Origin of the sequence: Amycolatopsis ponsaeliensis, from assembly GCF_030182635.1 — a bacterium.
GTDB classification, from domain to species: Bacteria; Actinomycetota; Actinomycetes; order Mycobacteriales; family Pseudonocardiaceae; genus Amycolatopsis; species Amycolatopsis ponsaeliensis.
The window spans coordinates 77,999-97,168 of record NZ_JAPZLD010000021.1; the positions used below are offsets into that span (position 1 = coordinate 77,999).

The window sequence follows — 19,170 nt, forward strand, 5'->3', positions numbered from 1 at the left end:
AATGAGTCATTCAGGACCTCCGAAGACCTGAATGACTCATTCAAGACATCGCGGAGGGCGGGTGTCAGGAGGCTGCGGCGTGCCGGTGTGCCGGGGAGCCCACCCCGAGCAGTTCCTCGATCGCCGCGACCGCCAAGGCTGCCGCATCGCCTTCGCCGTAAGGGTTTCCGACCTGCGCCGGCCGTAGCTCGCCGCTCAGCAGCCGCGCTGCCGTGTCCGCGATGCGCTCGGTGTCCGTGCCCACCAGCCACGCGCACCCCGCCTCCACGACCTCCACCCGCTCGGTCACGTCGCGCAGGACCAGCACCGGCGTGCCGAACGTCGGCGCCTCCTCCTGGATGCCGCCCGAATCCGTCAGCACCAGCGACGCGAGCCGCAGCGCGCGGACCAGGTCCGGGTACTCCAGCGGGTCCGTCACCGTCACGCGCGGCACGCCCTCCAACGCGGCCTCCACCTGGCCGCGGACCTGCGGGTTCGGGTGCGCCGGGAACAGCACCTGCACGTCCGGGTGCTCGGCGACGATCAGCTGCACCGCGGCCAGTGTCCGCTCCAGCGGCTCGCCCCACGACTCGCGCCGGTGCGACGTCACGAGCACCAGCCGCTCGCCCGCCTCCGCGATCTCCATCTCGAGCAACGCCAGCGCCGTGTCGCGCGCCGGGAGGTCGCGCGCCGCGATCTCCAGCACCGCGTCGACCACCGTGTTGCCCGTGACCGCGATCCGTTGCCGCGCAACGCCTTCCGAGCGCAGTTCGGCCGCCGCGCCGAGCGTCGGCGCCAGGTGCAGTGCCGCCAGGCGGGACACCATCTGCCGCGCGCCCTCCTCCGGGAACGGCGCGGTGAGGTCGTGCGTGCGCAGCCCGGCTTCGAGGTGCACCACCGGGATGCCCAGCCAGAACGCGGCCAGCGCGCCGGCGAGCGTCGTCGTGGTGTCGCCCTGCACGACGAGCGCGGCCGGGGCGAACCGGCGCAGCGCGTCGTCGAGTGCGGGCAGCAGGCCCGCGACGAGCTCCGCCTGACCGCCGGTCACGCGCGGCGGCACGTCCAGCCACGCGTCCGCGACCAGGCCGAACGGCGACAGGGCCTGCTCGACCATGCCCGCGTGCTGCCCGCTGTGGACCAGGATCGGCCGCAAGGTCGGGTGCGCGTCCATGGCCAGTGCCAGCGGCGCGAGCTTGAGCGCTTCCGGGCGGGTCCCGGCCAGCAACATCACATCCACCCCGCGGTGCTCCTTCTCCACGTAGTCCAGTGTCCAGGAAATTTCCACCGAATGGCCGCCGGCGTGCGAGGGGCGCACGCCGACGGCCCTATCTCAGTCCCGCGCCCGGGAGAGGCGGCGGTTGCGGCGGTGGACGGCGATCAGCGCGACGGTCCCGAGCAGGACCAGGAGCACGCCGACGGCCAGCCACCACCCGACGTCGGCCCCGGTGGCGGCGAGGGTGCCCACCCCGCCACCGGCCACGCCGACGCCCGCACCCGGCATCTTGTACATGCGGGCCTCGCTCAGACCTGGGCGGAGCGACGGCGGTAGATGCGCGTCCCGACCGGCAGCGCGACGGCGCCGAGCAGGCCGAGCCCGATCCACAGGCCCGCACCGGACGCCAGCGGCATCGGCGGCGCGGCCGGGCCGCAGGTCGCCGACGACACGATCACGTCACCCGAGCCGAGCGAGCCGACGACCCCGCCGAGCAGCTTCACGTGCAGGGCGTTGACCGTGAGGCTGCCGTCGGCGTTCTTGATCTGCTCGTTGAGGATGATCGTCGCGATGTTGATCCCGGCGATCGCGACCTTGACCTGGGTGTTCGGCGCCGGGTTGGCGTCGACCGCGCCGACGCTGCCGAGCTTCGCGTCGGCCAGCGTGCTGCTGCCCTTGACGCCTTCCTGGGTGGCGGTGCACACGGCTTCGACGGTCTTGACGCCGACGGTGCCGAGTGCGGCCTTGAGCAGCGGCAGGCCGACGTCGGCGGTGGTCGCCTTCGCCGTCACCGCGCCGGAGTTGTCGTCGCGCTTGGCTTCGGTGGTGATCACGCCGGCGGTCAGGATGCCGGGCGCGGCGGCGCTCGCCAAGGTGCTCGTCGTCGGTCCGGCGGTGCTGGCGGCCGCGAGCGGCCCCACGTGCACCGCGGGCTGGGCGAGCAGCGTCACGTCGACCTTGACGCCGTACGCGGACCCGTCGCCGGGCGCGGCCGAAGCGGGCGCCGCGCCGGCGAGCACGAAGCTCGCCACCACCGCGGCGAGCAGGCCGCCGCGGCGCACGAGGGAGCTTTTCATCAACTGATCCTCCGAATTCGCTGGGTTTCCCTGGAGTTCGCGTGACGGCGGCGCGGATCGACCGGCTTGCCTCGACTCGGCACGCGAATCGACTATCGCGAAGTGCGGCCCGAATAGCACACGAAATTTCCCGAATCACCGGATCGGGTATTCCGGGACGTCGTTTCCGCTGGTCGTTTCGACATCACCCGGTCGGCCTAGCAAGTTCGCCGGCGATTCTGCCGAATGGCCCGCCAAACCCCACCTCCGAGTGGAATCGCGAGGCGTCCATGACTTACGCTCGCCCCGGGGTCCGCAGCTTGAACGAAGAATCGACACCGAGAGGACCGTCGTGGCCGTAGCGAGCGCTCCGAACTCAGGCATGACGAGGTTTCCGCTGGTCATCGCGCTCGGCGCGCTGGCCGCCGCGGGAGCCGCGGTGGTGCTGGCCGAGCGGTTCTATCGTGAACTGGAAGTGCGCCTCGCCGGCGCGATCCTCGACGTCATCACTACATCGGGTGTTTATGTCGCGCCCGATCGGGAGTCCGTTTACTTTGGGTTGAGTAGCGCTACTCCATTCGGGTTGAGAATGACGCCGGAATGTTCTTCCGCGTTCCTTTTGCTGCCACTGCTCGTTGTGACGATGGCGATGCTGTACTTCCGGCCCGCCAATGCGAAGCGGCTCTTCTTTTCCCTTGGCATTTCCGCGATCGTCGTCGTGCTGGTGAATCAGCTGCGCATTCTCACGATCGTCGGGCTGGTGCACGAGTACGGCACCGACGAGGGCTACTACTGGGGCCACACGCTGCTCGGCTCGATGGTCAGCGTGCTCGGCGGCGCCGTCTCGCTCGTCCTGTTCGTCTGGCTGGCCACGCGGAAGAAGAAGGCATGAGCGTCAAGGTCCTGCTGGCGATCACCCAGGCGTTCGCGCTGACGATGAGCGTGGCGTTCCTGGTGTACGTCGTCCTGATCGTCGTGCCGTACCTGCGCCGCAAGCCCGCCCCGGTGGGCGATCCGGCGGACTTCACCTGGCACTTCTTCGTGCCGTGCCGCGACGAAGAGTCCGTCATCCGCGAGACCATCCGCTACCTGCGCACGACGTTCCGCAAGGCGCACGTCTGGGTCGTCGACGACGACTCCGACGACCGCACCGCACGCGTCGTCCGGATGCTGTGGCGGCGCCACGGCGGCTACGACCCGTACCTGCACCTCGTGCCGCGCGTGCGGCCCGAGGCCCGGACCGGCAAGGGTGACGCGCTCAACGCCGCCTACCGGGCCCTGAACGACTGGATGGGCCCGGAGGCGGCCCGTGACGACGTCGTGGTCGTGGTGGTCGACGCCGACGGCCGCCCGGCCCCGAACTGCCTCGAGGTCTGCGCGGCGGACCACCTCTTCGGCGACGCGGAGATCGGCGCGGTCCAGCTGGACGTGTGGATGAGCAACGTCGGGACGCCGCCGCCGTCGCGCAACCCCGTCGGGCGCTGGTTCGGCCTGAAGCTCGCGCAGCTGCAGGACCTCGAGTTCCGCACGGCGATCGCGGCGATCCAGACGTCCCGCGGCTTCACCGGCACGATCTCCATGGGCGGCAACGGCCAGTTCACCCGGCTCACCGCGCTCGACTCGATCGCCGGCCCGGACGAAGAGCCGTGGCGCGGCTCGCTGCTGGAGGACTTCGAGCTCGGCGTCCACCTGCTGACGGAGGGCTGGCGCACCGGGTTCACGCCGGATTCCCATGTGGCGCAAGAAGGTCTGTACAGCCTGCGGCGGTTCCTGGTGCAGCGCACGAGGTGGGGCCAGGGCACCATGCAGTGCGCCCGCTACCTGCGGCGGATCTGGGACTCGCCGCACGTCAGCACGCTCGGCGCCGCGGAGATGATGTACTACCTGGCCCAGCCGTGGCTGCAGCTGCTCGGCTCGCTGCTGTACCCGATCCCGTTCATCCTGCTGGTGGCGAGCACCGCGGGCGACCCGGCGCAGATGTGGACGTGGTTCACCGGCGGCGCGTGGATCCTCTTCGCCATCTACGGCTCGTTCGGGCTGCTGCCGTTCCTGGTCTGGGGCCCGATCTACCAGCTGAAGTGCTTGCGCAGCAAGAACATCCTGCGTGGGATCGGGATGGGCTTCGCCTATGCGGCGTACATCTACACGTTCTACGTGACGTCGTGGCGTGCGCTGTTCCGGCTCATCCGCGGCCGCAACGGCTGGGCGAAGACCCGCCGCAACACCGAACAGGCGGCCGGGGCGAAGGTCGCGCTCGACGCGTGAGCGCGACCTCCGCTTCCGGTCAGAACGCCGGGACGATCCGGACGTCGTCCGCCTTGACGAACGCGATCCGGTGCCCGAACTGGATCTGGACGTACTTCAGCTTGCCCTTCACGACCACGTGGTCGGCCACGTCGAACGTGGTCGCCGAGTAGTACTCCGAGCCGACCGTGCCGGCCGAGGAGTACTTCTGCCCGGCTGCCAGCGTGTACGGCAGCGGCGTGATGGCCTGCACGGTGACGTTCGCCGGGTAGGCCTCGGGCTCGGGGTAGGCGCGGCCGTAGACGGGCACCGTCGCGAGGCCGGGCTTCGGCGTCACGACCCAGCCGATCGCGGGCTTGGCGACACGGGCGTTGCGCGGGTTGTGGAACCAGCCCTTCTGCCCGAGGTACCAGATCGCGGTCCAGTCACCGCGGACTTCGGCGACGGCGTACTGCTGCCCGGTCGCGGCCCGGCTGCCGACGTCGGAGACGGCCATCGTGGACGGCGAGCCGTTCGGGTGCAGGCCGACGTCCTTCAGCAGCGGCGAGGCGTCATTCGGCTCGGAGTGCAGCACGACGGCCTCGGAACCCCGTGCGGGACAGGGGGTCCCGGCGGTGTCGCAGCCGGTGAAGATCGGCTGGTTCTTCGCGAAGTCCGGGTCGATGGTGACCAGCGACGAGCCGGGCAGCCCGAACCCGCCGAGCGGCGCGCCCAGCAGGTCGAAGTAGTGCGACCAGTCCCAGTAGGGGCCCGGGTCCCAGTGCATGCCCGCGATGGTCGACGGGACCGTGCCCGGGACGTTGTCGTGGCCGATGATGTGCGCCCGGTCGAGCGGGATGCCGTACTTGCGCGCGAGGTAGCCGACGAGCTTCGAGCTCGACCGGTACATCGCCTCGGTGTACCAGGTGCCCTTCGCGGCGAAGCCCTCGTGCTCGATGCCGATGGACTTCGCGTTGACGTACCAGTTGCCGGCGTGCCAGGCGACGTCCTTGGTCGGCACGTGCTGCGCGATCAGGCCGTCGTTGGAGCGGATGGTGTAGTGCCAGCTGACGTACGTCGGGTCCTGGGCGAGCTTGAGGACGCTGTCCCAGTAGCCCTCGGTGTCGTGGATGACGATGTGGTCGATCTTCTGGCTGACCGGCCGGTTGGCGAGGTCGTGGTTGCCGTAGTCGTCGTTCGGCAGCTCCTGGTAGGGAGCGGGAACGGACTCGCAGGCAACGGTCCGCGGGCACTCGACGTTCGCCGGGTTCCCGGGGTGCTGCGGGGTCTTCACGTCGGGGGACGCGGCGAGGGTGACCTGCTGGCCGTCGTCGGTGGTGCGGGTCATGCCGGTCTTGATCGTGTCGAAGACCTCGTCGGCGAAGGTCTGCGCGGCGTCTCCGGTGGACCCGCTGTACTTGGCGACGGCGTCGTACCAGTCGGTCTGGCCGGCGTGGTACTTCGCGAGCAGTGCGGCCCCGCCCCGGATGTTCTGGGTGGGGTCGGTTCGCAGCGTCTCGGCTTTTTGACCGGTGAGCTGCGCGGCTTCGTCGACGGTCTGCAGCCCTTGCGGCGGCGCGGTGGGCCCGGCCTTCGGGTGCAACGCGGGGCGCGCGTCGTCGCCACGTGGGTCTTCGGTGCCTTCGTCGTGGTGGGAGGTGGCGGCGCCGGCTTCGCGCAGGTCCGTGAGGTGCATCGGGCCGTAGCCGGCGGACGTACTGGGCGTGCCGGCGTTGAAGTCCCAGCGGGATTCGAGGTAGGAGACGCCGAGCAGGACGTTCTGCGGGACGCCGAACTCGGACGCTGCCGCCGCGAAGTCGCGTTGGCGCTCGTCGGTGGTGGCTGCTTGGGCTGGAGCGGCGGCTAGGCCGGTGAGGAGAGTTGCGGCGGCTACGAGTGCCGCGGATCTCGGGAGGGAACGGGACGACATGGGCATAAACCCCCAGGGTTCTGGTGCCAGGTGGTGAGAACCTAACCAGAAACTCACTCCAGGGGTAAGAGTGGTGACCGCTCCTCGTCTTCGATTGTTCAACGAGGGGCGGGGGAGGTCCAGGCTGTCTGGGGTGACGCTGTCCTTGCGTGCCGGGTTCGCGGAACAAAACTGCCGGTCAGGTCGTCGGGCGGGGCTTTTCCGCACGTCGGGTGGACCCTCCTTGCACGACTGGCACTCCCGTGGCTAGAGTGCTAACGCACGGCCCGACAGCCCCGGCACCCGCGACGGCGGGGGTGGTATGAGCCGTAATACATCCTGCCGACGCTTTCGACGACCGTGGAGGTCAACCCGGTGAGCGTGAACATCAAGCCGCTCGAGGACAAGATCGTTGTCCAGACGAGTGAGGCCGAGGAGACGACCGCTTCCGGCCTCGTCATCCCCGACACCGCCAAGGAGAAGCCCCAGGAGGGCAAGGTTCTGGCCGTGGGCCCGGGCCGGATCGACGACAAGGGCAACCGCGTCCCGCTGGACGTGAACGTCGGTGACGTCGTCATCTACTCGAAGTACGGCGGCACCGAGGTCAAGTACAACGGTGAGGACTACCTCATCCTGTCCGCCCGCGACGTGCTGGCCGTCATCAACTGACGTCCGCTCGCAGCGCATGACGCCCCGGGCCCCGCACAACGCCGGGGAGCGGGGCGTTCTTGCGTTCAAAGAAAGGTAAGCGGAACACGCTATGCCCAAGCAGATCAGTTTCGACGAGGACGCTCGTCGCGCGCTGGAGCGCGGGGTGAACAAGCTCGCCGACGCGGTCAAGGTCACCCTCGGCCCGCGCGGTCGTCACGTCGTGCTCGACAAGAAGTTCGGCGGCCCGACCATCACCCTCGACGGCGTGACCGTCGCCCGGGAGATCGAGCTCGACGACCCGTTCGAGAACCTCGGCGCGCAGCTCGCCAAGAGCGTCGCCACCAAGACCAACGACGTCGCCGGTGACGGCACCACGACCGCGACCGTGCTCGCGCAGTCGCTGGTGAAGGTCGGCCTGCGCAACGTCGCGGCCGGCGCCAACCCGACTTCGATCGGCCGTGGCATCGAGGCCGCCGCGGAGAAGGTCATCGAGGTCCTCAAGGCCAAGGCCACCCCGGTCAAGGGCCGCGAGAACATCGCCCAGGTCGGCACCGTCACCTCCCGCGACGCCAACATCGGCGCCCTGCTCGGCGAAGCCGTCGAGAAGGTCGGCGAAGACGGCGTCATCACCATCGAGGAGTCGTCGACCCTGGCGACCGAGCTGGTGATCACCGAGGGCGTCCAGTTCGACAAGGGCTTCCTCTCGGCGCACTTCGCGACCAACCCGGAGGAGCAGAAGGCGATCCTCGAGGACGCCTACATCCTGCTCGTCCGCGAGAAGGTCTCGTCGCTGGCCGAGCTGCTGCCGGTCCTCGAGAAGGTCGTCGAGGCCAAGAAGCCGCTGCTGATCATCGCCGAGGACGTCGACGGCGAAGCGCTGTCCACCCTCGTGGTGAACTCGCTGCGCAAGACGATCACCGCCGTCGCGGTCAAGGCGCCGTTCTTCGGCGACCGCCGCAAGGCGTTCCTGGACGACCTCGCGGTCGTCACCGGCGGCGAGGTCATCTCCACCGAGATCGGCATGAAGCTGGCCGACGCGGACCTCGGCTCGCTCGGCAGTGCGCGGCGCATCGTCGTCACCAAGGACGACACCACCATCGTGGACGGCGCCGGCACCAAGGACGCCACCCAGGCGCGGATCGCCCAGATCCGCAAGGAGATCGAGAGCACCGACTCCGACTGGGACCGCGAGAAGCTGCAGGAGCGGCTCGCGAAGCTCGGCGGCGGTGTCGCGGTGATCAAGGTCGGCGCGGCCACCGAGACCGAGCTGAACGAGCGCAAGCACCGCATCGAGGACGCCGTGGCGGCGACCAAGGCGGCCGTCGAGGAGGGCATCCTGCCCGGCGGTGGCTCGGCGCTGGTGCACGCGGTCAAGGAGCTCGAGGGCGGCCTCGGCCTCGAGGGCGACGAAGCGACCGGTGTCCGCATCGTGCGCGACGCGCTGTCCGCCCCGCTGTTCTGGATCGCGACCAACGCGGGCCACGAGGGCGCGGTCATCGTCAACAAGGTCCGGGAGCAGAGCTGGGGCCACGGCTTCAACGCCGCCACCGGCGAGCTGACCGACCTGCTGGCCGCCGGCATCGTCGACCCGGTCAAGGTGACCCGGTCCGCGGTGGCGAACGCCGCTTCGATCGCGCGTCTCGTGCTGACGACGGAGTCGTCGATCGTCGAGAAGCCGATCGAGGAAGAGCCCGCCGCGGCGGGCCACGGCCACTCGCACTGACGCGTTTTTCACGAAACGGGGCGGCATCCCTCAGGGGTGCCGCCCCGTTCCGCGTCCGGATAGCACGGAGGGCGGCACCCCACCCGGTGCCGCCCTCCGATGTCTGTGGGGCGCTCAGCCGCCGGACATGCTGAGCGCGCGTTTGTCGGACTTGATGAGGTGCTCGCGTTCGGACTCCGAGAGCCCGCCCCAGATGCCGTAGGGCTCGTGCACCGCCAATGCGTGGCTGCGGCACATCTCCAGGACGGGGCAGCTCAGGCAGACCGCCTTAGCCCTGGCCTCCCGCCGTGCCCGCGCCGGGCCGCGCTCGCCGTCCGGGTGAAAGAAGGACGCGCTGTCCATCCCCCGGCACGACCCTTCGAGCTGCCAGTCCCACATGTCGGCGTTGGGTCCTGGGAGCCTGCGCGTGTCTGCCATCCTGACCGCCTCCGTCAATCGGTCGATGCCGCTAGCTGCTCTGCTGTGGTGCCGATACTCCATTCGGTGCAACGGCGGTAACGTTAGAAGCGCGCCAATAGTTGTTCAAGCGATTCGGTTCGATTCAGCCGTTAGGCATCCCCCGGATGTGTGAGCAGGGGTTTCGCCTCCGGTTGCCGACTGCGCTGGGTGCCTGGATATTGAGGCTCGTGGGAGCTGGGTCGGGTACCGAAGAACCCACCCTGCCGGTGGCCTCGGTCGCCCGCCGGCTCGGGGTCGCGCCGTCCACCCTCCGAACCTGGGACCGCCGCTACGGGCTCGGCCCGAGCCGGCACACCGACGGCCGTCACCGCCGCTACGGCAGCTCCGACATCGGCCGCCTCGAACTGATGCAGCGGGCGTTGCTGAGCGGAGCGTCGACGGCCGAGGCCGCGCGCTACGCCCTCGAACAGATGCCGCGCTCCGGCCCGCCCCAGCCGGAGGAGCCCGACGAACCCCCGGGGGTCTCCGGCGCCGACGACGGTCTCGAGGTCCGTTCCCGCCTGGCCCGCCGGCTGAGCACGGCGGCGCTCGCGATGGACGTGGGCGCGGTCCAGCGCATGCTCGCGGACACGATCACCGAGCTCGGCGTCCTCCCGGCGTGGACGGGCGTGATCGAGCCGGTGCTGTCGGCGCTGGGCGCCCGCTGGCGCGGCGCGAGCGCGGGTGCGGAGGTCGAGTACCTGCTGGCGGAGTGCGTGTTCGCGGCGCTGGTCCGCGCGACCCCGGTGCTCGACGAGCCGCGCAACACGCGCCCGGTGCTGCTGGGGTGTGTCCCGGAGGAGCGCGACTCGATGCCGATGTACGCACTGGCGGCGTCGCTGGCCGGCCGCGGCATCGGGGCGCAGCTGTTCGGGGTCCCGCTGCCGGCGGAGGTGCTGGCGGTGGCCGTCCGCCGCAGTGCCCCGGCGGCGGTGGTGCTGTGGGCGCACCGGCGCGGGGTGGCGGACACGAGGTTGTTCGCGCGGGTGTCGCGGGGGAGGCAGCGCAGCCGGCTGTTCGCGTGCGGGCCGGGGTGGGACCCGGCGGGGCTGCCGGACAAGGTGGAGCTGCTCGTGGACCTGCCGGGGGCCGCGGACCGCATCGAGCACGTCCTGGTCGGCGGCCGCGGGGAAAGCCATGAGGGGCACCCCCATGGCTCTTAAGTCCATGAGGGTGCCCCTCATGGCATGCCTGGCCCCCGACTTCGGCGAGGATCCTGATCTTGTCGGTGGTAACCGCTAGAAAGGACGGGTGCACGAACCCGCCCTCCGGGCCGCCGCGTTCGGCAGCGACCCGCTGCCCGATCCCGCCGTGATGCGTGGTGCCGGTACCCCCAGGGCGCGGCTGCTGGCCGCGATCGTGCTCGGCGCCCAGGGGCGGTACGCCGCCGCCGCGGCGCTCCTGGACGTCCTCAGGCGGGCAAGCGACCCTCTCCACGCCTCCCTCGCCGCCAGCACCCTCGCCGCCCACCGGCGGCAGCTGGGCGGGCACCGGCAGGCCCGCGCCCTCGACGGTGAGGCCTTCGCGAAAGCCGCCGGCCTGGCGAGCGACCCGGACCCGGACGGCCTCGACGCGGCAGGCGCGCGGGCCGACGCCCTGCTCGGCCTGGCCGCCGACAACCTCGCCCTCGGGCGCCTCCGGGCCGCCCGGAGGCTCGCGGAGCGTGCAACAGCCGAGGACGCCGGCTGGCGAGCCCGGGTCCGCGGTGGCTGGGTCGGCGCCGAGATCGAGCTCGCCGCAGGTCAGGGCGCCGCCGCCGTGCCGCACGCCGAGCGCGCTTTCGAAACGTCCCAGGCCCGCGGTGCGCGGCGGCACACCGTGAAATCCGGCATTGTGCTGGCCGTGGCCTTGCGGGCCGCCGGGGCGCCCGATCACCGGAACATTTCGGACGGCCTTGTCGGAAAGGCAATGGCGACCGCCGAGGAATGCGAACTGCTTTCACTTTTGTGGCCCGCAGCCCTGGTCATGGCCGACCTGCGCCCAGGACACGCCGAGGAGTATCGATTCAGAGTGGCTGAGGTGTTGCACGCAGTGTTACGAAGCGCAGATCCTTGCGGGAGGAGGATCGCGGGGGAATCACCATGGGTCCCGGCCCCGGGTGGTTGAGCCGTCGGAATGGGGTGTTCCGGCATCCGGGCTAAGAAACTTCAAAAAAAGCCACCGGATCGTGTCAAGGTTCGGGCTAAAGCGTCCGATAGGGGAAGTGGAATGTCACCCGGCTGCAGGAAGGAAACCCCGTGACGACGGTCTTGATCTGCGACGACCGACGCAGTGTCCGTGAAGGGCTCACCCGAGTGATGTCCGCGGTCCCTGGGGTCAGTCGCATCGACTGCGTAGCGCACGGTGACGAGCTGCTGGCCCGGTACTCCCGTCAGCCCGTCGACGTCGTGCTGGTCGGAACGCAACGCGCGGTTCCGACAGGTGTCGAAGCCACTCGACGGCTCGTCTCCGCGAACCCCCAGGCGAACGTCATCGTGTTCGGCGCCCCGGACGACGCGGGCAGCATCGCCGCCGCGATCGCCGGCGGTGCCCGTGGCTACCTCCGCTGGGACGCGTCCCGGCCGGAGCTGGTCGCCGCACTGGCCCACACCCTGGCGAGCACCTCGGTGCCCGCGCCCCGTCAGCCGTCCGACCCGGGCGTCCAGCTGACCGAGCGCGAGCTTCAGGTGCTCCGCGGGATGAGCCAGGGCAAGAGCAACGGCCAGATCGGCCGCGAGCTCTACCTGTCCGAGGACACGGTGAAGACCCATGCCCGGCGGCTGTTCCGCAAGCTCGGCGTGCGCGACCGCGCGCAGGCCGTGGCGCACGGCTTCCGTCGCGGCCTGGTCAGCTGACCCCGTCCTCGCGACATCTCCCCGATCCTGACGGCCGGAAATACAGGTGACGACGGGCCAGGGCACACCGCCCTGGCCCGTACCTGTGTGGTCCCCATCACACTCCGGCGCCCATCCGGGCAGCCCCGGGACGAAACCCCGTCCCGGCACCCCGTCCCTCCGACGGTTCTCGTACCCGTGACGTCGTTCACTCGTTGTATCGACGATATCGATCGCGGGCCTGCACGATAATCCGTATTTCCGCGCCTCCAGGCGGTGCGGCGCGCCGGGGAGCACCGCGCGCGCCGGTCCGAAGCCGGCCGAAGGTACGGTAGCGGTCACCGGTTCGAGGCGGAGGCGACCACGGGCCGGGTTCTTTGCACACCTACGCGTAACACTGGGACTGTTGTCTGCGATGGCCAATGTGGGGGATGGACTGGATGAACCGGTCGCCGCTGCTGTCGAGGGAGATCCCCAGGCAGTGGAGCGGTTGCTGGCTGCTATCCGTCCACTGGTAGTGCGGTATTGCCGCGCCCGGGTTGGCAGGCAGGAGCGATCCTTCGCTTCGGCGGACGACGTTGCGCAGGAGGTGTGTCTCGCGGTGCTAACGGCATTGCCCTCGTACCGCGACCAAGGCCGCCCGTTCCTGGCCTTCGTCTACGGGATCGCCCAGCACAAGGTGGCCGACGCGCACCGCGCGGCGGCGCGCAACCGGGCCGAGCCGGTGGCCGAGATCCCCGACGAGGTCGAAGGCGGGGTCGGTCCCGAGCAGCGGGCGCTGCAAGGTGAACTGAACGAGCGGATGTCCCAGTTGTTGCAGGTGCTGCCGGACAAGCAGCGGGAGATCGTGGTGCTGAGGGTGGTCGTCGGACTGTCGGCGGAAGAGACCGCGGACGCCGTGGGGTCGACCCCCGGCGCCGTCCGCGTCGCCCAGCACCGCGCCCTCGCGCGGCTGAGAAAGGTCCTGGCCGCGGAGGAGGTGATCTGAGTGACCGGTCACGAGAAGGGCTACGAGCCCGACGACGTGTTCGCCAGTGGCTTGTCGTCGTCGGAGGCGGAGTTCGCCGCCGATCTGTCGGCGGTCCAAGCGGACGACGCGCTGCTCGACGCTCTCGGCGGGTCCGACCCGGCGCTTGCCGACGGTCTCGGCGACCAGGAGCTCAACGCGTTGCTGGTGGCGTGGCGAAGAGACATCGACAGTGAGCCACTGGCCGAACTGGTCGACGTCGACACCGCTGTGCGGACCGTCACCACCGCGAGTCTCGCGAAGCAGCACGCTTCGAGCGGACGCCGCCGCAGGCTGCTCGTCCCGGTCGCCGTCGCCGCCGCCGTGCTGGCGATCGCGTTCACCGGCACCGGGCTGGCCGCGCGCTCCGCGCAACCCGGCGACACCCTGTGGGGCCTGGCGAAGGTCCTCTACTCCGATCACACCCGCTCGGTCGAGGCGGCCGCGAACGCGAAGCTCGACCTCGAGAAGGCGAACCTGGCCATCGCCGGCGGCAACCTCGACGCCGCCCGCGAAGCCCTCGACGCCGCTCAGGCCGCGCTGTCGCAGGTCAGCGACGAGGACAACCGCGACCAGCTGATGGAGCAGCACCGGCAGCTCGCCGCGCAGCTCCAGAACCCGGACGCGCCGGTCCAGGGCCCGATCCAGACTTCTTCGCCGCAGGTCCCGCCCGGCGGAGTCACGTCGTCGCAGGTGCCGCCGGCCGGCTCGGCGACGTCCATCCCGGGCAGCGGCAGCGGCACGACCAGCCTGCCGGGCACCGGGACGCCGACCCCGACGCCCCCGCCGCCGACCACCGAGCCGCCGCCCCCGACCACGGAGCCGCCGCCGAGCACCACGGCCGCGAGCGGCAACGACCCCGGCACGAACACGGGACGCAGCGAGTCCGCCGGTCAGCAGAGCGTCGGCGAAGGTCAGTAGGACTCAAGACACGGAAAAGCCCTGGTGAGCTTGCTCACCAGGGCTTCTTCGTGGGTCAGTAGGCGCTTTCGTTGGCCGTCACGCCGTCGGCGAAGCCCCGGCAGTAGTCCCAGCTCACGTAGTCGCCGGGGTTCGGGTCGTAGGCCGGCTCGTGCGGGCGCATCCGCCCGTCGGCCAGCAGCTGCTCCAGGCTGGCCCGCAGGAGGTGCCAGTCGTGGTAGTGCGGTTCGTCGCACTCACCGCAGTCGACGACGATCCCGCGGACCCCGCGAGGCTCGAGGAGCGCCTGGTAGACGGCCAGATCGGAGAGATCGGCCAGCAGCTCGGTGCGTTCGGAGTCGCTGATCGGCTCGTCCAGCCGGTCCTCGTCGACGAGGAACGCCCGGGCCGGGTCGTCCGGGTCGTCCGCGAACGGGTCTGGAGGCAGGACATCATGCGCCACGGCCTGCACGGTACCGGGCGGTCCCCACGGCTCGCCCACCGCCCGGGCCGGGCCCACGCGGCGGATATCATGAGGGGAAGGCTCCGAGTCGCCACAGCGACCCCGCTCATCCCGCGTCAGGAAGGCCCTTCACCCGCTATGACCAGCGACGGCATCACCGCCCCCATGCCGGCCAAGTTCGCCATGCTCGGCCTGACCTTCGACGACGTGCTGCTGCTGCCCGCCGAATCGGACGTCGTGCCCAGCGGGGTGGACACGAGCACCCGGCTGAGCCGGAACATCACCCTCGGCATCCCGCTGGTCTCCGCCGCGATGGACACCGTCACCGAGGCGCGGATGGCGATCGCCATGGCCCGCCAGGGCGGCATCGGCGTGCTCCAGCGCAACCTCCCGATCGACGAGCAGGCGGCCGCCGTCGAGGTCGTGAAGCGGTCCGAGGCGGGCATGGTCACCGACCCGGTCACCTGCTCGCCCGACGCGACGCTGGCCGAGGTCGACGCCCTCTGCGCGAAGTTCCGCATCTCCGGGGTCCCGGTGGCCGACGCGTCCGGCGCGCTGGTGGGCATCATCACCAACCGCGACATGCGGTTCGAGGTCGACCACAGCCGCCCGGTGTCCGAGGTCATGACGAGGGCGCCGCTGGTCACCGCCCAGGTCGGCGTGTCCGCGGACGCCGCGCTCGGCCTGCTGCGCCGGCACAAGATCGAGAAGCTCCCGATCGTCGACGGCGCGGGCAAGCTGCGCGGGCTGATCACGGTCAAGGACTTCGTGAAGACCGAGCAGTACCCGAGGGCGACGAAGGACCCGGACGGCCGCCTGATCGTCGGCGCCGCGGTCGGCGTCGGCCCGGACGGCCACAAGCGCGCGATGGCGCTGGCCGACGCGGGCGTCGACGTCCTGATGGTCGACACGGCGCACGGGCACTCCCGCGCGGTCGTCGAGACGGTCTCGCTGCTGAAGAAGGAGCTCGGCGACGCGGTCGACATCGTCGGCGGCAACGTCGCGACCCGGGCGGGCGCGCAGGCGCTGGTCGACGCGGGCGCGGACGGCGTCAAGGTCGGGGTCGGCCCGGGCTCCATCTGCACCACCCGGATCGTCGCGGGCGTCGGCGTCCCGCAGATCTCCGCGATCTACGAGGCCGACCAGGCGTGCCGCCCGGCGGGCGTCCCGGTGATCGGCGACGGCGGCATCCAGTACTCGGGCGACATCGCGAAGGCGATCGCGTCCGGCGCCTCCACGGTGATGCTGGGCAGCCTGCTGGCCGGCACCGCCGAGTCGCCCGGCGACCTGATCCTGGTCAACGGCAAGCAGTTCAAGGTCTACCGCGGCATGGGCTCGCTCGGCGCGATGCAGTCGCGCGGTCAGGCGAAGTCGTACTCCAAGGACCGCTACGCCCAGGACGACGTGCTGAGCGAGGACAAGCTGGTCCCCGAAGGCATCGAAGGCCGCATCCCGTTCCGCGGGCCGCTGGCCAACGTCGTGCACCAGCTCGTCGGCGGCCTGCGCTCGGGCATGGGCTACGCGGGCGCGAACACGATCGCCGAACTGCAGGAGGCCCAGCTGGTCCGCATCACCGCGGCCGGCCTCAAGGAGAGCCACCCGCACGACATCACGATGACCGTCGAGGCCCCCAACTACACGACGCGTTAGTCCGCCCCATCGGCCGTTCCCCCTGGTCGGCGTGCCCGAGAGACTCGGACGCACCGACCAGGGAGGGAACGGATGGCGATCTCACGACGGACTCTCGCCGCGACCGCAGCTGCCGCGGCGGTCCTCGGCGGCGGGGCGGCCGCGTCGGCGTCGGACACCCCGGCGGCACCGCAGGTCCAGCAGTCGCCGGGCGAGCTCTGGAAGCGCACCGAGCTGTTCTTCGGCACCGGCAAGCCGGACGGCACCGAGGTGACCGACAAGGAGTTCGCCGCGTTCTCCGACCGGGAGATCACCCCGGCCTTCCCGGACGGCTTCACCCGGCTCGACGGCAGCGGCCAATGGCGTGGCGGCTCCGGTGTGATCGTGCGGGAACACACCCATGTGGTGGTACTGCTCTACCCGTTCGCCGATCGCGATGCCGAGCGGGAGATCGAAGGCCTGCGTGCCGACTACGAAAAGCAGTTCCAGCAGGAGTCGGTACTGCGTTCGGACTCCGTGGAGAAGGTCTCCTTCTGAGTTTCCGTAACCTAGCGTGCTTACGGTAATCGGCCTATCGCCTTCCGTGGCCGTCGTAGTGTGCACTGGGGGCATGACGGTCAGCCGCTTCACGCGGGCGCTGCGCACGGTGTTCTTCACGGCCGTCGCGCTGGTGTCGTTGTTCCTCGGTGGGATCGTCTGCCTGATGTGCCAGGTGCTGGCCGGCCGTGACGCGCCCACGTACCGCGTCGACGGGCACATCGTGTCCCACGAACAGGGAGCGCTCCCCGTCGGCGGTGACGAAGACGCGGTCAGCCACACCATCGCGGTCGATGCCGGGAACCGGCTCTACCGCGTCACGGCCGTCGGGCCCGACCTCGACCTGCCCGCCGGGCAGCCGGTCGCGCTCGACGTCTCGACGGCGGACGGCAGCATCGCCTACCTCCGCGCCGGCGGCGGCGTCATCGACCTGCGGCCCGGCGTGGTGCGGCCGGTGCTGCTGATCTGCGCGGCCCTGCTCGCCCTGGGCGCCATGTACTTCGGCGCGGTCCGGCTGAACGTCTATCCACCGGTGGCGACCTGGCTGGCCCTGGCCCTGGGTGCCGTGCTCGCGCCGGTGATCGTGTTCGTGCGGGTGTAGCCGTGGCCGGGAGACTCGTCTTCCCCGCGGTGAGCGCGGCCATCGCCGGGGCCGCGCTGACTCTCGGGACGTGGGGGGTCCTCGACGCGGGCGGACCGGCCGAGCGGGAAGAAGCCACCGTCGAGAGCCGGGGCCAGCACGACTCGAGCTCGACGGGCCACCGGTACGACCTCGTCCTCCGCACGGCGGCCGGCGAGCGCTTCGAGGTCGACTCGGGCGACGCGAGCCTCGACCTGGAGCCGGGAGTGCCGGTCCGCCTGGATGTTTCCGAGTTCGGGCGGTCGGTGCAGGCCGTGGAGGCCGGCGGTCATCGGGTGAGGGTCGGGAATTCGCCCGTCGCCGTCGGCGTCTTCGTGGCGGCGATCGCGGTCATGGCGCTGGTCTTCACGCTGATCTGTGTCGCGGAAGCGGACCGGCCCGCACTGGCCGCGTTGACCGCGACGGCCGGGTTCGTGGCGGGCGCACTGCCTGTGTTGCTGCTGTTCTAACCCCCGTGCGCGGGTCACCCACGCGGACTAGCGACAATGGGGCACGGCAGATTGTCGTCGTCGGAGGAGGCTTCACGTGCGGGACCTGGTCGAGATCGGGATGGGCCGCACCGCGCGGCGGGCTTATGACCTCGACGACGTCGAGATCGTGCCTTCGCGGCGGACCCGGTCGTCTTCGGTGGTGTCCACTTCCTGGCAGATCGACGCCTACCGCTTCGACCTGCCGCTCGTCACGCACCCGACGGACGCGATCGTCTCGCCCGGCACCGCGGTCGCCGTCGGCGAGCTGGGTGGCCTGGGCGTGCTCAACGCCGAGGGTCTCTGGGCGCGGCACGCGAACGTCGAGGACGCCATCTTCCAGCTGGTCCGCGCGGCCGAGGACCTCGAGGACCCGACCGCGGTCGGGCGCGTGCTGCAGGAGCTGCACGCCGCGCCGATCCGGCTCGACCTGCTGACCGAGGCGATCAAGACCGTCCGCGAGTCCGGCGTCACGGTCGCCGCGCGCGTCAGCCCGCAGCACGCCGCGGAGCTGACCCCGGACCTGATCGCGGCCGGCGTCGAGATCCTCGTCGTGCAGGGCACGATCATCTCCGCCGAGCACGTGGTGCGCGACGCGGAACCGCTGAACCTCAAGGACTTCATCGGCCGGCTCGACGTGCCGGTGATCGCCGGCGGCGTCAGCGACTACCGCACGGCGATGCACCTCATGCGCACCGGCGCGGCCGGCGTGATCGTCGGCCACGGCTACACCCCGGGCGTGACGAGCACCGACCGCGTCCTCGGCATCGGCGTCCCGATGGCCACCGCCATCATCGACGCCGCGGCCGCCCGCCGCGACTACCTCGACGAGACCGGCGGCCGCTACGTGCACGTCCTCGCGGACGGCGGCATGACGGTCTCCGGTGACATCGCGAAGGCCATCGCGTGCGGCGCGGACGCCGTGATGCTGGGCTCACCGCTGGCCGCCGCGTCGGACGCGCCCGGCCAGGGCCTCTACTGGACGGCGGCGGCCGCGCACCCGTCACTGCCGCGCTCGCGCGTGGCTGCCGGGCCGGACTACGCCGTCGACCTCAAGACCCTGCTGTTCGGGCCGTCGTCCGACGCGGAAGGCGTGGTGAACCTCTTCGGCGCGCTCCGCCGTGCGATGGCGAAGACGGGCTACTCGGACCTCAAGGAGTTCCAGCGGGTGGGCCTCACCGTCCGTCGGTGAGGTGCTCGAGGAACGCGGCGAAGGCGGTCGTCGAGTAGACGAGGATCGGCCGGGGCACGGGTTGCTTGGTGTCCCGCACGCCGACCACTCCCGGACCGCCGCCGATCTCGACGCAGGCGTTCTCCTCGAAGTGGCTGTGGCTCGACTTGCGCCAACCGGTGAGCTGCTGGGGGCCCATCGCGGTCCCTCCCGGAAATCGTGTCCCGCCCGACGGGTCTCGCCGACGTGGACATCGAGCACTTTGATAATTACCCACAAACGGCTCGTTGGATGCGCCAGAACGGGTGACTGGCCAGTAACTTACCTCTGGTCAGGACGCGAACCCCGGGTTA

21 protein-coding genes are annotated in these 19,170 nt (G+C 70.7%); 14 read left to right on the forward strand and 7 right to left on the reverse strand.

Annotated features, from left to right (window positions below; translation table 11 throughout):
• Positions 1–64: 64 nt before the first annotated feature.
• From wecB to QQ657_RS29120, 3 genes are all read right to left on the reverse strand, one after another.
• Positions 65–1,216 carry a non-hydrolyzing UDP-N-acetylglucosamine 2-epimerase gene (gene wecB, locus QQ657_RS29110; RefSeq protein ID WP_284745541.1) on the reverse strand — a complete coding sequence of 384 codons (1,152 nt, stop codon included), beginning with the start codon at positions 1,214–1,216 and terminating at the stop codon, positions 65–67.
• A 93-nt stretch (positions 1,217–1,309) separates the two neighbouring features.
• The gene (locus tag QQ657_RS29115; protein ID WP_284745445.1) at positions 1,310–1,489 is read right to left on the reverse strand and encodes an LAXTG motif-containing small protein; all 180 of its coding nucleotides are present in this window, start codon (positions 1,487–1,489) and stop codon (positions 1,310–1,312) included.
• Between the two features lie 11 nt (positions 1,490–1,500).
• The gene (locus QQ657_RS29120; protein ID WP_284745446.1) at positions 1,501–2,268 is read right to left on the reverse strand and encodes a choice-of-anchor protein CoaP; all 768 of its coding nucleotides are present in this window, start codon (positions 2,266–2,268) and stop codon (positions 1,501–1,503) included.
• Between the two features lie 361 nt (positions 2,269–2,629).
• On the opposite strand from QQ657_RS29120, the gene xrtP reads away from it, so the two are divergent.
• Together xrtP and QQ657_RS29130 are read left to right on the forward strand one after the other, a co-directional pair.
• Complete coding sequence (xrtP, locus tag QQ657_RS29125) at positions 2,630–3,139, forward strand: exosortase P (protein WP_284745542.1); 510 nt, start codon at positions 2,630–2,632, stop codon at positions 3,137–3,139.
• Positions 3,136–4,512 carry an XrtP-associated glycosyltransferase gene (locus QQ657_RS29130; RefSeq protein WP_284745447.1) on the forward strand — a complete coding sequence of 459 codons (1,377 nt, stop codon included), beginning with the start codon at positions 3,136–3,138 and terminating at the stop codon, positions 4,510–4,512. Before xrtP ends, QQ657_RS29130 begins: the two co-directional genes overlap by 4 nt.
• A 19-nt stretch (positions 4,513–4,531) precedes the next feature.
• On the opposite strand, the gene QQ657_RS29135 is transcribed toward QQ657_RS29130, so the two are convergent.
• Positions 4,532–6,406 carry an N-acetylmuramoyl-L-alanine amidase gene (locus QQ657_RS29135; protein ID WP_284745448.1) on the reverse strand — a complete coding sequence of 625 codons (1,875 nt, stop codon included), beginning with the start codon at positions 6,404–6,406 and terminating at the stop codon, positions 4,532–4,534.
• Positions 6,407–6,754: 348 nt separating this feature from the next.
• Between QQ657_RS29135 and groES the strand changes: the two genes are divergently transcribed.
• Positions 6,755–7,048: a co-chaperone GroES gene (gene groES, locus QQ657_RS29140; RefSeq protein ID WP_004559922.1), complete on the forward strand. Its 294-nt coding sequence runs from the start codon at positions 6,755–6,757 to the stop codon at positions 7,046–7,048.
• 91 nt (positions 7,049–7,139) lie between these two features.
• The gene (gene groL, locus QQ657_RS29145; protein WP_284745449.1) at positions 7,140–8,753 is read left to right on the forward strand and encodes a chaperonin GroEL; all 1,614 of its coding nucleotides are present in this window, start codon (positions 7,140–7,142) and stop codon (positions 8,751–8,753) included.
• A 114-nt stretch (positions 8,754–8,867) separates the two neighbouring features.
• Here the strand turns inward: groL and QQ657_RS29150 are convergent, their stop codons facing one another.
• Positions 8,868–9,170 carry a WhiB family transcriptional regulator gene (locus QQ657_RS29150; RefSeq protein ID WP_043792619.1) on the reverse strand — a complete coding sequence of 101 codons (303 nt, stop codon included), beginning with the start codon at positions 9,168–9,170 and terminating at the stop codon, positions 8,868–8,870.
• Positions 9,171–9,379: 209 nt separating this feature from the next.
• Here QQ657_RS29150 and QQ657_RS29155 point away from each other — a divergent pair, with 209 nt between their 5' ends.
• From QQ657_RS29155 to QQ657_RS29175, 5 genes are all read left to right on the forward strand, one after another.
• Complete coding sequence (locus tag QQ657_RS29155) at positions 9,380–10,354, forward strand: MerR family transcriptional regulator (RefSeq protein WP_284745450.1); 975 nt, start codon at positions 9,380–9,382, stop codon at positions 10,352–10,354.
• 88 nt (positions 10,355–10,442) lie between these two features.
• Positions 10,443–11,297, forward strand: a complete 855-nt coding sequence (locus tag QQ657_RS29160; protein ID WP_284745451.1) for a hypothetical protein — start codon at positions 10,443–10,445, stop codon at positions 11,295–11,297.
• Between the two features lie 131 nt (positions 11,298–11,428).
• Positions 11,429–12,025: a response regulator transcription factor gene (locus QQ657_RS29165; RefSeq protein ID WP_003073605.1), complete on the forward strand. Its 597-nt coding sequence runs from the start codon at positions 11,429–11,431 to the stop codon at positions 12,023–12,025.
• A 394-nt stretch (positions 12,026–12,419) separates the two neighbouring features.
• Positions 12,420–12,992 carry a sigma-70 family RNA polymerase sigma factor gene (locus QQ657_RS29170; RefSeq protein WP_026468912.1) on the forward strand — a complete coding sequence of 191 codons (573 nt, stop codon included), beginning with the start codon at positions 12,420–12,422 and terminating at the stop codon, positions 12,990–12,992.
• Complete coding sequence (locus QQ657_RS29175) at positions 12,993–13,931, forward strand: anti-sigma-D factor RsdA (RefSeq protein ID WP_284745452.1); 939 nt, start codon at positions 12,993–12,995, stop codon at positions 13,929–13,931.
• Positions 13,932–13,986: 55 nt separating this feature from the next.
• Here QQ657_RS29175 and QQ657_RS29180 read toward each other — a convergent pair whose 3' ends face one another.
• On the reverse strand, positions 13,987–14,382 hold the full coding sequence (locus QQ657_RS29180) for a DUF5319 domain-containing protein (RefSeq protein WP_155548925.1): 396 nt from the start codon (positions 14,380–14,382) through the stop codon (positions 13,987–13,989).
• Positions 14,383–14,511: 129 nt separating this feature from the next.
• Here QQ657_RS29180 and guaB point away from each other — a divergent pair, with 129 nt between their 5' ends.
• The 5 genes from guaB (at position 14,512) to QQ657_RS29205 (ending at position 18,838) form a co-directional block, all read left to right on the forward strand.
• Entirely contained in the window at positions 14,512–16,023 is a 1,512-nt protein-coding gene (gene guaB, locus QQ657_RS29185) for an IMP dehydrogenase (protein WP_284745453.1), read from the forward strand.
• Between the two features lie 72 nt (positions 16,024–16,095).
• Positions 16,096–16,539 (forward strand): DUF3574 domain-containing protein, encoded by a 444-nt coding sequence (locus QQ657_RS29190; RefSeq protein ID WP_284745454.1) that lies wholly within the window; start codon positions 16,096–16,098, stop codon positions 16,537–16,539.
• Between the two features lie 73 nt (positions 16,540–16,612).
• Positions 16,613–17,140 carry a hypothetical protein gene (locus tag QQ657_RS29195; RefSeq protein ID WP_284745455.1) on the forward strand — a complete coding sequence of 176 codons (528 nt, stop codon included), beginning with the start codon at positions 16,613–16,615 and terminating at the stop codon, positions 17,138–17,140.
• Between the two features lie 2 nt (positions 17,141–17,142).
• Entirely contained in the window at positions 17,143–17,628 is a 486-nt protein-coding gene (locus tag QQ657_RS29200) for a hypothetical protein (RefSeq protein ID WP_284745456.1), read from the forward strand.
• A gap of 76 nt (positions 17,629–17,704) precedes the next feature.
• Positions 17,705–18,838, forward strand: a complete 1,134-nt coding sequence (locus QQ657_RS29205; RefSeq protein WP_284745457.1) for a GuaB3 family IMP dehydrogenase-related protein — start codon at positions 17,705–17,707, stop codon at positions 18,836–18,838.
• Here QQ657_RS29205 and QQ657_RS29210 read toward each other — a convergent pair.
• A complete protein-coding gene (locus QQ657_RS29210; protein WP_284745458.1) occupies positions 18,822–19,016 on the reverse strand; it encodes a DUF397 domain-containing protein in 195 nt (64 codons plus the stop codon). The genes QQ657_RS29205 and QQ657_RS29210 overlap by 17 nt on opposite strands.
• Positions 19,017–19,170: the final 154 nt, after the last annotated feature.